We start from the raw sequence: 11,821 nt of genomic DNA on the forward strand, positions 1-11,821 counted from the left end.
TGACCTCGGTGGATCCTTCGGCGACGCCTCCGGGGCCGGCGCACGACGCGACGGCCCCGGATGCCTGCCATGTCCTCGCCCGGGTGCGCCGGCCTCTCCGTCGCCGCATCCTGCTCCATGTCCGTTCGCCGGGAAGCGCACGGCATCGATCCCTTATCCTGCGCGGACCGCGACACTCAGTCACGCTACGCTCACAAGGATTCCGGCCCAGACAAAAGTCCCCCAGCACTTCACGGCAGAACGGCTCAAGGCACCACATGCCCCAGCACACCTCCGGGTCTGACCGCGCGGCAGTACCACCGGCTGCGCGTGGCACTGTGCGCCCGCCCGCCCCCTCCTCGCTCGACGAGTTGTGGCGTTCGTACAAGACCACGGGCGACGGGCGGCTGCGGGAACAGCTGATCCTGCACTACTCGCCCCTGGTGAAGTACGTCGCCGGCCGGGTGAGCGTGGGCCTGCCGTCCAACGTCGAGCAGGCGGACTTCGTCTCCTCGGGGGTCTTCGGTCTGATCGACGCGATCGAGAAGTTCGACATCGAGCGAGCGATCAAGTTCGAGACGTACGCGATCACCCGCATCCGGGGCGCGATGATCGACGAACTGCGGGCGCTGGACTGGATCCCGCGCTCCGTCCGGCAGAAGGCGCGGGCGGTGGAGCGCGCCTACACCACGCTGGAGGCGCAACTGCGACGCACGCCCTCGGAGGCGGAGGTGGCCGCCGAGATGGGCATCGCGCTGGAGGAACTGCACGCGGTTTTCAGCCAGTTGTCACTCGCCAACGTCGTCGCGCTGGAGGAGCTGCTCCATGTGGGCGGTGAGGGCGGCGACCGGCTGAGCCTGATGGACACCCTGGAGGACACCGCCGCCGACAACCCGGTGGAGGTGGCCGAGGACCGCGAGCTCAGAAGGCTTCTCGCCCGCGCGATCAACACCCTCCCGGACCGTGAGAAGACGGTCGTCACGCTCTACTACTACGAGGGGCTCACCCTCGCCGAGATCGGCAACGTTCTCGGGGTCACCGAGAGCCGGGTCAGCCAGATCCACACCAAGTCGGTGCTGCAGCTGCGCGCGAAGCTGGCCGACGCCGGACGCTGAGACGGTCCGTCCAGGCCCCGAGCGGCCCCCGTCGAAACCCCGGGCGGCCCCTGGACATGCCCTGGGCGGGCCCGAGGCAGGGGTGCTTCGGCCAACGATCGGTGCCGCCCGCCCTCCTCGCGCACAGCGGCCGCCGTAGAGTGGTCGTGTGCCCAGGATTCGAGCGGCCTCCGTGGCCGAGCACCGGACCATGCAGCGCAGCGCCCTCCTGGACGCAGCGCGCTCCCTGCTGTCCGAGGGAGGCACGGAGGCGTTGACCTTCCCCGCCCTCGCCGAACGCACGGGCCTCGCACGGTCCTCCGTCTACGAGTACTTCCGTTCCCGCGCCGCCGTCGTCGAAGAGCTCTGCGCCGTCGACTTCCCCGTGTGGGCGGCCGAGGTCGAGAGCGCGATGGAGCGGGCGGGGACGCCCGAGGAGAAGATCGAGGCGTACGTCCGGCGCCAGCTCGACCTCGTCGGGGACCGTCGCCATCGGGCCGTCGTCGCGATCTCCGCGAGCGAGCTGGACGCGGGCGCGCGCGAGAAGATCCGGGCGGCACACGGCGGTCTGATCGCCATGATCGTGGAGGCGCTCGGCGACCTCGGACACGAGCAGCCCCGGCTGGCGGCCATGCTGCTCCAGGGCTCCGTGGACGCGGCGGTCCGCCGCATCGAGCTGAGCGTGGCGGAGGAGCCCGGCGTGATCGCGGACACCGCCGTCGCGATGATCCTGAACGGCGTCCGGGGCATCAGCGGCGGCCAGGACTGACCGGTCCTCGCTCACGCGGGCCGGCCAGGGGTTCACGGCCGAGGCCTACGCGGGGCCGGGTACGGGCACACCCGACACCGGCAGCAGCCGGGACGGCCCGCGTCGCAGCAGCGAAGGCGGCAGCAGCGACAACGGGTCCAGATAGGCCTCCGCGCGCCGCAGGCCCCAGTGCAGACAGTCGGACGGGCAGTGGAACGGCCCGTCCGACAGGACCGCCACTACCTGGCCCGCCGTGACCTCGTCCCCCTTCGCGACCAGCGGGCGCACCGGCTCGTAGGTGGTCCGCAGCGGCGGATCGCCCGTCCCCGCAAGCTCGATCACCACCACTCCGCGCCCTGCCACGCCGCCCGCGAAGGACACCCGGCCCGCCGCGGCCGCGAGCACCCGCGCGCCCGGTCCGGCACCGAGGTCGACCCCGCGGTGCCCCCGCCCGTACTCGGTGGCGGGCGGCTCCCACCCCCGCAGGACCGGGGGCCGCCCCTCCAGAGGCCAGCCTCGTCCACCGACCGGCTCCGGATCCGTGGGCACAGGTGCACGCTCATCCGCCGCACCGGACAGGGCGATGCCCGAAGCGCCCGACCCGCTCGGCGGCGGCCGCTGCGCCGCCAGGGCGTACAGCCCGCCGCACGCCGACGCGAGCAGCGCCATGAGCAGCAGCCCCGAGGCCGCCACCACGGCCCGGCCGGCCCGCCTCCCGCTCCCGCCGGCCCGCCTCCCGCTCCCGCCGACGGGCCTCGCGCTGCTGCCGACAGGCACGCCGCGGCGCACGGCAGGGCGGCGACCGGACCGGATCCGGTGACCACCACGTTCCGATGTGAATCGCATGCCGCCACCGTCCCCCGCCCCGCGGATCCGCGGGGATCATGGACCGTATCTGTGGACTACCGGCCGGTTGTGGACAGCGCCGTCACCCGGCACCCGGCTGGTCCCGTACACTTCTTCTGGCGATCCGGGTCACCGGGTCGACTTCGCACGCCCCGCCACCTCCCTCTCTGCGGAGGTGGCCGCGCTCCTCGGTCCTTCGTGGCACGGCGCGTCGGGGCGTCAGGCGCGACAGCAAACCTGCGGTCGCGATAACCGAGCACCTCAAGGAGTACGGCCATGGCCGTCGTCACGATGCGGGAGCTGCTGGAAAGCGGCGTCCACTTCGGTCACCAGACCCGTCGTTGGAACCCGAAGATGAAGCGCTTCATCTTCACGGAGCGCAACGGCATCTACATCATCGACCTGCTCCAGTCGCTGTCGTACATCGACCGCGCCTACGAGTTCGTCAAGGAGACCGTCGCCCACGGCGGCTCCATCATGTTCGTGGGTACGAAGAAGCAGGCCCAGGAGGCCATCGCCGAGCAGGCGACGCGCGTCGGCATGCCGTACGTCAACCAGCGTTGGCTCGGTGGCATGCTCACCAACTTCTCGACCGTCTACAAGCGCCTTCAGCGTCTGAAGGAGCTCGAGGTCATCGACTTCGACGACGTGGCGGCCTCCGGCCTCACCAAGAAGGAGCTCCTGGTCCTCTCCCGCGAGAAGGCCAAGCTGGAGAAGACCCTCGGTGGTATCCGCGAGATGCAGAAGGTGCCGAGCGCCGTCTGGATCGTCGACACCAAGAAGGAGCACATCGCCGTCGGTGAGGCGCGCAAGCTCCACATCCCGGTCGTCGCGATCCTGGACACCAACTGCGACCCCGACGAGGTCGACTACAAGATTCCGGGCAACGACGACGCGATCCGCTCCGTCACCCTGCTCACCCGCGTGATCGCCGACGCCGTCGCCGAGGGCCTCATCGCCCGCTCCGGCGCTGCGACCGGCGACTCGAAGCCGGGCGAGAAGGCCGCCGGCGAGCCGCTCGCCGAGTGGGAGCGCGACCTGCTCGAGGGCGACAAGAAGGCCGACGCCGAGGTCCAGACCTCCGCCGAGACCGAGAAGGTCGCGGACGCGGAGGCCACCGAGGCCCCCGCCGCCGAGGCTGCTGCCGAGGCCCCCGCGGCTGAGGCCCCCGTCGCCGAGGCTCCGGCCGCGGACGCGGACGCCGAGCAGGCCTGACACCCCGTCACGGCTGAAGACGGCGGGGGCCGGTGCCACTGGCACCGCCCCCGCCGTTCACCCGTAGATCTTTCAGACTTCGAGAGAGAAATACAGACTCATGGCGAACTACACCGCCGCTGACGTCAAGAAGCTCCGTGAGCTCACCGGCGCCGGCATGATGGACTGCAAGAAGGCACTCGACGAGGCCGACGGCAACGTCGACGGAGCCGTCGAAGCCCTCCGTATCAAGGGCCAGAAGGGCGTCGCCAAGCGCGAAGGCCGTTCTGCCGAGAACGGCGCGGTCGTCTCCGTCGTCTCCGAGGACAAGACGTCCGGCGTCCTGGTCGAGCTGAAGTGCGAGACGGACTTCGTCGCCAAGGGTGACAAGTTCCAGGCCGTCGCCAACACGCTCGCCGCTCACGTCGCCGCGACCTCCCCGGCCGACATCGAGGCGCTTCTCGCCTCCGAGATCGAGCCCGGCAAGACCGTCCAGGCGTACGTGGACGAGGCCAACGCCAACCTCGGCGAGAAGATCGTCCTGGACCGCTTCGCGCAGTTCAAGGGCGCCTTCGTCTCCGTGTACATGCATCGCACCATGCCCGACCTGCCCCCGCAGATCGGTGTCATGGTCGAGCTGGACAAGGCCGACGCCGACCTGGCGAAGGGCATCGCCCAGCACATCGCCGCCTTCGCGCCGAAGTACCTGTCCCGCGAGGACGTCCCGGCCGAGGTCGTCGAGGCCGAGCGCCGTGTCGCCGAGGAGACCACGCGCGCTGAGGGCAAGCCCGAGGCCGCGCTCCCGAAGATCGTCGAGGGTCGCGTCAACGGCTTCTTCAAGGAGGCCACTCTCCTTGGCCAGCCGTACGCGCTGGACAACAAGAAGTCCGTCCAGAAGGTCCTGGACGAGGCCGGTGTCACCCTGAAGCGCTTCTCGCGCATCAAGGTCGGCATCTGAGTCCGTCCGCGAAAAACGGTGGACCCCGATAGGGTCTGGTGCAGTCGACGGCCGCACACCGCCGTACGACCGCAGATCTGACGAGGAGGCCATTGCCGCTGAGGGACACCAGACCCACCGGCAATGGCCTTCTTCGTATGTGCACGAGGAGAATCTCCATGAACAAGGGCGCGGACGCCGCAACAGGTGACCACAAGCGCGACGACGGCAAGGTGCGCGGACGCTTCATGCTGAAGCTGTCCGGAGAGGCGTTCGCCGGCGGCGGCGGCCTCGGTGTCGACCCCGACGTCGTGCACGCCATCGCCCGCGAGATCGCCGCAGTCGTCCGCGACGGCGCGGAAATCGCGATCGTCATCGGCGGCGGCAACTTCTTCCGCGGTGCCGAGCTCCAGCAGCGCGGCATGGACCGGGCGCGGTCCGACTACATGGGCATGCTCGGCACCGTCATGAACTGCCTCGCTCTCCAGGACTTCCTGGAGAAGGAGGGCATCGATTCCCGGGTCCAGACCGCCATCACCATGGGCCAGGTCGCGGAACCGTACATTCCGCTGCGCGCCGTACGGCACCTGGAGAAGGGCCGCGTCGTCATCTTCGGTGCCGGCATGGGCATGCCGTACTTCTCCACCGACACCACCGCGGCACAGCGCGCCCTGGAGATCGACGCCGAGGCACTGCTGATGGGGAAGAACGGCGTGGACGGGGTCTACGACTCCGACCCGAAGACCAACCCCGCGGCCGTGAAGTTCGACGCGCTGGAGTACAGCGAGGTGCTCGCCCGCGATCTCAAGGTCGCCGACGCCACCGCCATCACGCTCTGCCGTGACAACCAGCTGCCGATCCTCGTCTTCGAGCTGACCACCGCGGGCAATATCGCCCGCGCGGTCAAGAGTGAGAAGATCGGCACGCTCGTGAGTGACCAGGGCACCCGGGCCTGACAACCGGGGGGACCGCACCGGGGTAATCCCGGTGGGCCCCCGGGGGCGCAGGGGGCGCCCCCGAAGGATGGACAACGGCCTGCCGGTCGGACACCGTGCAGGTGAGGACGCGACGCAGGACCCGCCGGGCCCGAGCACGCCGGGCCCACTCAAGACACGCAGGAGCACGTGGTGATCGAAGAAACCCTCCTCGAGGCCGAGGAGAAGATGGAGAAGGCCGTCGTGGTCGCGAAAGAGGACTTCGCCGCGATCCGCACCGGCCGTGCGCACCCGGCGATGTTCAACAAGATCGTCGCCGACTACTACGGCGCGCTGACCCCGATCAACCAGCTGGCCTCGTTCTCGGTGCCGGAGCCCCGTATGGCCGTCGTGACGCCGTTCGACAAGACCGCGCTGCGCAACATCGAGCAGGCCATCCGCGACTCGGACCTCGGCGTCAACCCGAGCAATGACGGCAATATCATCCGGGTGAACTTCCCCGACCTCACCGAAGAGCGCCGTCGCGACTACATCAAGGTCGCGAAGACGAAGGCCGAGGACTCCAAGATCTCGATCCGGGCCGTCCGCCGCAAGGCCAAGGAGATCCTGGACAAGCTGGTCAAGGACAAGGAGTCCGGCGAGGACGAGGTCCGCCGCGCCGAGAAGGAGCTCGACGACACCACCGCGAAGTACGTCGCGCAGGTGGACGAGCTGCTGAAGCACAAGGAAGCCGAGCTGCTCGAAGTCTGATGAACGACTCTTCCTGGGGCGTCCCGCAGGGCGCCGGTCACCGGGCAGCGCCCGAGATGCGGGCCGCTCCGGCGGGTCCTGCATATGATGTGCATGACGCCCAGCAGACTCGGCCCATGCCCATCGTGCCGGACGTTCCCGACGCAGGTAGAGACGCTGAGAGCCGTGATGACCGGGACCAGGGGGCCGGACGCCTGAGCGGCGGCCCCCTGTTCCGTGACGAGAAGCCGCAGGAGCCCATGTCCACCGCGCCGCCACCTCCGCAGAAGAAACGTGCGGGCCGTGATCTGGGAGCCGCCATAGGGGTCGGCCTGGGGCTCGGGGCCGTCGTCGCTGCGTCGCTCTTCATCGTCAAGGCCGTCTTCGTCGGCGTCGTCGTGGTCGCCGTCGTCGTGGGCCTGTGGGAGCTCACTTCCCGGCTGGAGGAGCGCAAGGGCATCAAAGCGCCCCTCGTGCCACTCGCGATCGGCGGCGCGGCCATGGTCGTGGCCGGTTACGCGCGGGGCGCCGAGGGCGCCTGGATCGCCATGGCGCTGACCGCCCTGGCGGTGCTCGTCTGGCGGATGACCGAGCCGCCGGATGGCTACCTCAGGGACGTCACGGCCGGAGTCTTCGCCGCGTTCTACGTGCCGTTCCTGGCGACCTTCGTCGCCATGCTCCTGACCGCCGACGACGGACCCCAGCGGGTTCTGACCTTCCTGCTGCTGACCGTGGTCAGCGACACGGGTGCGTACGCCGTCGGCTGGCGGTTCGGCAAGAACAAGCTCGCTCCGCGCATCAGCCCCGGAAAGACCCGCGAGGGCCTGTTCGGAGCCGTGGCCTTCGCGATGGTGGCCGGTGCGTTGTGCATGCAGTTCCTGATCGACGACGGGACCTGGTGGCAGGGGCTGCTGCTCGGCCTCGCGGTCGCTGCCAGCGCCACCCTGGGCGACCTGGGCGAGTCCATGATCAAGCGGGATCTCGGGATCAAGGACATGGGCACGCTGCTGCCCGGGCACGGCGGCATCATGGACCGGCTCGACTCGCTCCTGCCGACCGCGCCGGTGGTCTGGCTGCTGCTGGTGATTTTCGTCGGCTCCGGCTGACAGGCGCGTAGATCACCCCTTCTGACCTGCTGTTTTACGAGTGAGGGTCCGTTGTCCACAGGGCGGCAGGCCCTCACTGTTCTGTCTGCGACACTGGAAGAACCATGCCTAAGCCCGGAGAACTCCAGTTTGTCGCGCCCCGCGGAGCCAAGAAGCCGCCGCGGCACCTCGCCGACCTCACGCCCGCCGAGCGCAAGGAAGCAGTCGCCGCGACCGGCGAGAAGCCGTTCCGCGCCCAGCAGCTCTCGCAGCACTACTTCGCGCGGTACGCGCACGACCCGGCGGAGTGGACCAACATCCCGGCCGGATCGCGGGACAAGCTCGCCGAGGCGCTGTTCCCCGATCTGATGTCCGTGGTGCGGCACATCAGCTGCGACGACGACACGACCCGCAAGACGCTGTGGAAGCTGCACGACGGGACGCTGGTCGAGTCCGTCCTGATGCGTTACCCCGAGCGCGTCACGATGTGCATCTCCTCGCAGGCCGGCTGCGGCATGAACTGCCCGTTCTGCGCCACCGGACAGGCCGGTCTCGACCGCAACCTGTCGACCGCCGAGATCGTCCACCAGATCGTGGACGGCATGCGCGCGCTGCGCGACGGCGAGGTCCCCGGCGGCCCGGCCCGGCTCTCCAACATCGTCTTCATGGGCATGGGTGAGCCGCTTGCCAACTACAACCGCGTGGTCGGTGCGATCCGCCGGCTGACCGACCCCGAGCCCGACGGGCTGGGGCTCTCGCAGCGTGGGATCACGGTCTCCACCGTCGGCCTCGTCCCGGCGATGCTGCGCTTCGCCGACGAGGGCTTCAAGTGCCGCCTCGCCGTCTCGCTGCACGCCCCGGACGACGAGCTGCGCGACACCCTCGTGCCGGTGAACACCCGGTGGAACGTGCGCGAGGTGCTGGACGCCGCGTGGGAGTACGCGGAGAAGTCCGGCCGCCGCATCTCCATCGAGTACGCGCTGATCCGCGACATCAACGACCAGGCGTGGCGGGGCGACCGGCTCGGCCGGCTGCTCAAGGGCAAGCGGGTCCACGTCAACCTGATCCCGCTGAATCCGACGCCCGGCTCGAAGTGGACCGCCTCGCGGCCCGAGGACGAGAAGGCGTTCGTCGACGCCATCGCCGCCCACGGGGTGCCGGTGACCGTCCGGGACACCCGGGGCCAGGAGATCGACGGGGCCTGCGGACAGCTGGCGGCCTCCGAGCGCTGAGGCCGAAACCGGCCGTGTAGCCTGGGCTCGAAATCAACTTCATATTCCGACAGGGGAGCGCCACAGCGCTGAGAGTGCGGCACCAAGGACAGGTTGGCCGCAGACCCTCTGAACCTCGCCCGGGTCATTCCGGGTAGGAAGTTCGGACCTTACTCAAGCTGTTGCGCCCTGCCCGCTTCCGGTTTCCGCCGGCGCGGGCAGGGCCGCGTCTCTTCCTGGTCATCCCAGGAGGAATCACATGAGCACCACCAAGAAGATCGCGGCGGGGGCCGTCGCCGCCGCGCTCGGCGCGACCGCGCTCGCCGGATGCGGAAGCTCCGACGACTCGGCCGCCGGCACCGGCGGTACCAAGGGCACCGGCTCCAAGACCGTCACTCTCGTCAGCCACGACTCCTTCAACGCCTCCATGGACGTACTGAAGGAGTTCACCCGGCAGACCGGCTACACCGTCAAGGTGCTGAAGAGCGGTGACGCGGGCGCCGCGCTCAACCAGGAGATCCTGACCAAGGGCTCGCCGCGCGGCGACGTCTTCTTCGGCGTCGACAACACTCTGCTCTCGCGCGCCCTCGACAACGGCCTGTTCACGCCCTACGAGGCCAAGGGCCTCGACCAGGTCGCGGCCGACGTCCAGCTGGACGCGGGCAAGCACCGGGTCACTCCCGTCGACACCGGCGACATCTGCGTCAACTACGACAAGCAGTACTTCGCCGACAAGAAGCTGGCGCCACCGCAGTCCTTCGACGACCTGGCGAAGCCCGCGTACAAGAACCTGCTCGTCACCGAGAACGCGGCGACCTCCTCGCCGGGCCTCGGCTTCCTCCTCGGCACCGTCGCCACCTATGGCGAGGACGGCTACCAGGACTACTGGAAGAAGCTGAAGAGCAACGGCGTCAAGGTCGTCGACGGCTGGGAGCAGGCGTACAACGAGGAGTTCTCCGGCTCCGCGGGCGGCAAGAAGGCCAAGGGCGACCGGCCGCTCGTCGTCAGTTACGCCTCCAGCCCGCCCGTCGAGGTGCTGTACGCGGACCCGCAGCCGAAGACCGCCCCGACCGGCGTCGCCACCGGAACGTGCTTCCGGCAGATCGAGTTCGCCGGTCTGCTCGACGGGGCGAAGAACGAGGCGGGCGGCAAGGCTCTGCTGGACTTTCTGATCGGCAAGCAGTTCCAGGAGGACATGCCGCTCAACATGTTCGTCAGCCCGGTCACCAAGGGTGCGAAGGTGCCGGATCTCTTCACGAAGTTCGGCGCCACGGTCGACAAGCCGACGACCGTCGCCCCGGACACGATCGCCAAGAACCGTGAGCAGTGGGTCCAGTCGTGGTCCTCGCTCGTAGTGAAGTAGCGAAGACTCCCGTACGCGGACCGGGCGCGCGCGGGAAGGCCGCGCGCGCCCGGTCGCTGCGCGGGGGCGCGGTACGGCTCGGTCTGATGGCCGTGCCCGTGGCGTTCTTCGCGTTGTTCTTCGCTTATCCCGTCGTCGCGATCGTGGGACGCGGGCTCAAGGCCGGCGGCGTATGGCAGTTCGGGCGGTTCGGCGAGGTGCTGAGCCGGCCGGACATCACAGACGTCCTCTGGTTCACCTTCTGGCAGGCCCTCGCCTCGACCGCGCTGACGCTGCTGGTCGCGCTGCCCGGCGCGTACGTCTTCGCCCGGTTCGACTTCCCCGGCAAACAACTGCTGCGGGCGATTGTCACCGTGCCGTTCGTCCTGCCGACCGTCGTCGTCGGCACCGCGTTCCTCGCGCTGCTGGGTCGCGGTGGCTTCCTCGACGAGCTGTGGGGCGTACGGCTCGACACGACGGTGTGGGCGATCCTGCTGGCCCATGTCTTCTTCAACTACGCCGTCGTCGTACGCACAGTCGGCGGACTCTGGTCGCAGCTCGACCCCCGGCAGGAGGAGGCCGCGCGGGTTCTCGGAGCGGGGCGTTTCGCCGCTTGGCGCCGTGTCACCCTTCCCGCACTGGGACCCGCTGTGGCGGCTGCCGCGCTGATGGTCTTCCTCTTCACCTTCACCTCCTTCGGTGTCGTACAGATCCTCGGCGGTCCCGGCTTCTCCACGCTGGAAGTGGAGATCTACCGGCAGACCGCGCAACTGCTCGACCTGCCCACGGCCGCCGTGCTGACGCTGATGCAGTTCGTCGCGGTCGGCGCCGTGCTCGCCGTGCACGCGTGGACCGTGCGGCGCAGGGAGACCGCGCTGAAACTCGTCGACCCGGCGCAGACGTCCCGCAGACCGCGCGGCGCGGGGCAGTGGACGCTGCTCGGCGGGGTGCTGCTGACCGTGCTGGTCCTGATCCTGCTGCCGCTCGCCGTCCTGGTGGAGCGGTCGCTCGATGTGTCCGGCGGGCACGGATTCGCCTACTACCGCGCACTCGGCTCGGCGGAGGCGAACAGCGGTACGTTCCTGGTCGCGCCGATCGAAGCGATCGGGAACTCGCTGCGCTACGCCCTGGTCGCGACCCTCATCGCCCTGGTCGTCGGGGGACTGGCGGCGGCGGCCCTGACCAGGAAGGCGGGCCGGCTCGTCCGCGGGTTCGACGCGCTGCTGATGCTGCCGCTCGGCGTCTCCGCCGTCACCGTCGGCTTCGGCTTCCTGATCACCTTGGACAAGCCGCCGCTGGACCTGCGGACCTCCTGGATCCTGGTGCCGCTCGCCCAGGCGCTCGTCGGCGTGCCCTTCGTCGTACGTACCATGCTGCCGGTCCTCAGAGCGGTGGACGGGCGGCTGCGCGAGGCGGCCGCGGTGCTCGGTGCCTCGCCGCTGCGGGCCTGGCGCGAGGTGGACCTGCCGCTGGTGCGCCGGGCACTGCTGGTCGCCGCCGGTTTCGCGTTCGCCGTGTCGCTCGGCGAGTTCGGGGCCACGGTGTTCATCGCACGGCCCGACAACCCCACGCTTCCGGTGGCCGTCGCCCGGCTGCTGGGCCGGTCCGGGGAGCTCAACTACGGCCAGGCGATGGCCCTCAGCACCATCCTGATGCTCGTGTGCGCGGTATCGCTGCTGCTGCTCGAACGTATCCGCACGGACCGATCCGGGGAGTTCTAG

Annotated in this window: 12 protein-coding genes and 1 riboswitch; of the genes, 11 read left to right on the forward strand and 1 reads right to left on the reverse strand. The window is 69.6% G+C overall.

The window, feature by feature from the left end; genetic code table 11:
• The first annotated feature begins 257 nt into the window (after positions 1-257).
• The gene (whiG, locus tag ACIBJG_RS17910) at positions 258-1,094 is read left to right on the forward strand and encodes an RNA polymerase sigma factor WhiG (RefSeq protein ID WP_399308465.1); all 837 of its coding nucleotides are present in this window, start codon (positions 258-260) and stop codon (positions 1,092-1,094) included.
• 172 nt (positions 1,095-1,266) lie between these two features.
• Entirely contained in the window at positions 1,267-1,842 is a 576-nt protein-coding gene (locus tag ACIBJG_RS17915) for a TetR/AcrR family transcriptional regulator (RefSeq protein WP_399308557.1), read from the forward strand.
• Between the two features lie 45 nt (positions 1,843-1,887).
• Here ACIBJG_RS17915 and ACIBJG_RS17920 read toward each other — a convergent pair whose 3' ends face one another.
• On the reverse strand, positions 1,888-2,490 hold the full coding sequence (locus ACIBJG_RS17920) for a peptidoglycan DD-metalloendopeptidase family protein (protein ID WP_399308558.1): 603 nt from the start codon (positions 2,488-2,490) through the stop codon (positions 1,888-1,890).
• Between ACIBJG_RS17920 and ACIBJG_RS17925 the strand changes: the two genes are divergently transcribed.
• The 9 genes from ACIBJG_RS17925 (at position 2,405) to ACIBJG_RS17965 (ending at position 11,821) form a co-directional block, all read left to right on the forward strand.
• A complete protein-coding gene (locus ACIBJG_RS17925; RefSeq protein WP_399308565.1) occupies positions 2,405-2,641 on the forward strand; it encodes a hypothetical protein in 237 nt (78 codons plus the stop codon). The genes ACIBJG_RS17920 and ACIBJG_RS17925 overlap by 86 nt on opposite strands.
• Before the next feature lie 302 nt (positions 2,642-2,943).
• Complete coding sequence (gene rpsB, locus ACIBJG_RS17930) at positions 2,944-3,882, forward strand: 30S ribosomal protein S2 (RefSeq protein WP_399308466.1); 939 nt, start codon at positions 2,944-2,946, stop codon at positions 3,880-3,882.
• Between the two features lie 100 nt (positions 3,883-3,982).
• Positions 3,983-4,819 (forward strand): translation elongation factor Ts, encoded by an 837-nt coding sequence (gene tsf / locus ACIBJG_RS17935; protein ID WP_399308467.1) that lies wholly within the window; start codon positions 3,983-3,985, stop codon positions 4,817-4,819.
• 158 nt (positions 4,820-4,977) lie between these two features.
• Complete coding sequence (pyrH, locus tag ACIBJG_RS17940; protein WP_359135755.1) at positions 4,978-5,754, forward strand: UMP kinase; 777 nt, start codon at positions 4,978-4,980, stop codon at positions 5,752-5,754.
• A 171-nt stretch (positions 5,755-5,925) separates the two neighbouring features.
• On the forward strand, positions 5,926-6,483 hold the full coding sequence (gene frr, locus ACIBJG_RS17945; RefSeq protein WP_362966856.1) for a ribosome recycling factor: 558 nt from the start codon (positions 5,926-5,928) through the stop codon (positions 6,481-6,483).
• Positions 6,483-7,568: a phosphatidate cytidylyltransferase gene (locus ACIBJG_RS17950; protein ID WP_399308468.1), complete on the forward strand. Its 1,086-nt coding sequence runs from the start codon at positions 6,483-6,485 to the stop codon at positions 7,566-7,568. The genes frr and ACIBJG_RS17950 overlap by 1 nt, the downstream gene beginning before the upstream one ends.
• A 104-nt stretch (positions 7,569-7,672) precedes the next feature.
• Positions 7,673-8,779 (forward strand): 23S rRNA (adenine(2503)-C(2))-methyltransferase RlmN, encoded by a 1,107-nt coding sequence (gene rlmN / locus ACIBJG_RS17955; RefSeq protein ID WP_399308469.1) that lies wholly within the window; start codon positions 7,673-7,675, stop codon positions 8,777-8,779.
• Positions 8,780-8,820: 41 nt separating this feature from the next.
• Positions 8,821-8,937: riboswitch (TPP riboswitch) on the forward strand.
• Positions 8,938-9,017: 80 nt separating this feature from the next.
• Complete coding sequence (locus tag ACIBJG_RS17960) at positions 9,018-10,121, forward strand: thiamine ABC transporter substrate binding subunit (RefSeq protein ID WP_399308470.1); 1,104 nt, start codon at positions 9,018-9,020, stop codon at positions 10,119-10,121.
• Between the two features lie 86 nt (positions 10,122-10,207).
• The gene (locus tag ACIBJG_RS17965) at positions 10,208-11,821 is read left to right on the forward strand and encodes an ABC transporter permease (RefSeq protein ID WP_399308559.1); all 1,614 of its coding nucleotides are present in this window, start codon (positions 10,208-10,210) and stop codon (positions 11,819-11,821) included.

This window comes from Streptomyces sp. NPDC050422 (assembly GCF_044458665.1).
Lineage (GTDB): Bacteria > Actinomycetota > Actinomycetes > Streptomycetales > Streptomycetaceae > Streptomyces.

Excerpts from the sequence above, each read along its gene's own strand:
- rlmN (WP_399308469.1), top strand. The coding sequence starts at position 7,673 with ATGCCTAAGCCCGGAGAACTCCAGTTTGTCGCGCCCCGCGGAGCCAAG.
- ACIBJG_RS17960 (WP_399308470.1), top strand. The coding sequence starts at position 9,018 with ATGAGCACCACCAAGAAGATCGCGGCGGGGGCCGTCGCCGCCGCGCTC.
- ACIBJG_RS17950 (WP_399308468.1), top strand. The coding sequence starts at position 6,483 with ATGAACGACTCTTCCTGGGGCGTCCCGCAGGGCGCCGGTCACCGGGCA.
- ACIBJG_RS17925 (WP_399308565.1), top strand. The coding sequence starts at position 2,405 with ATGCCCGAAGCGCCCGACCCGCTCGGCGGCGGCCGCTGCGCCGCCAGG.
- pyrH (WP_359135755.1), top strand. The coding sequence starts at position 4,978 with ATGAACAAGGGCGCGGACGCCGCAACAGGTGACCACAAGCGCGACGAC.
- whiG (WP_399308465.1), top strand. The coding sequence starts at position 258 with ATGCCCCAGCACACCTCCGGGTCTGACCGCGCGGCAGTACCACCGGCT.
- rpsB (WP_399308466.1), top strand. The coding sequence starts at position 2,944 with ATGGCCGTCGTCACGATGCGGGAGCTGCTGGAAAGCGGCGTCCACTTC.
- tsf (WP_399308467.1), top strand. The coding sequence starts at position 3,983 with ATGGCGAACTACACCGCCGCTGACGTCAAGAAGCTCCGTGAGCTCACC.
- ACIBJG_RS17920 (WP_399308558.1), bottom strand. The coding sequence starts at position 2,490 with ATGGCGCTGCTCGCGTCGGCGTGCGGCGGGCTGTACGCCCTGGCGGCG.
- ACIBJG_RS17965 (WP_399308559.1), top strand. The coding sequence starts at position 10,208 with ATGGCCGTGCCCGTGGCGTTCTTCGCGTTGTTCTTCGCTTATCCCGTC.